1 protein-coding gene is annotated in these 453 nt (G+C 68.0%); it reads right to left on the minus strand.

The window, feature by feature from the left end:
• The coding region (locus DBR34_RS23455) for a flagellin (protein ID WP_258224013.1) at positions 1–453 on the minus strand (453 nt) is incomplete at both ends.

Genomic DNA, 453 nt, shown 5'->3' on the forward strand with positions numbered 1-453 from the left:
ACGGCTGCGCGAGGCGGACAGGTTTTCCGAGGAGGTCTGCAGGTTTGCGACGACGGAAGTGAAGCGGTTCTGGATGGCGCCGAGGTCGGCGCGGACGCTGTTGACCGATTCCAGTGCCTTGTCGACAATTTCCAGGGCCTTCTGTGCGCCGACGTAGGACGAGACGTCCAGGTCCTGCACGAAGCTGGAGGTGGCGGTGGCGGCGACCGAGCTGGGGGCGGCGGCGGTGGAGTCGGCCAGGCCGAGCTGGGCGGCGCCGTCGATGACCAGGTCGCGGTCGGCCTGGACCGAGGTGAGCTTCAGGCGGTGGGTGTCCGGGGTGCCGGCAGTGGTGACCACTTCGGCATAGACACCGGCTTCGCCGATCTTGCTGTTGATCTGGGCAGCGGCGGAGGCGGCAAACTCGGCGGTGGTCTTGCCGGTGATGGTGCCGATGGCGGCGCCGTTGATGGT

The organism is Stenotrophomonas sp. HMWF003 (genome assembly GCF_003061285.1).
GTDB classification, from domain to species: Bacteria; Pseudomonadota; Gammaproteobacteria; order Xanthomonadales; family Xanthomonadaceae; genus Stenotrophomonas; species Stenotrophomonas maltophilia_AP.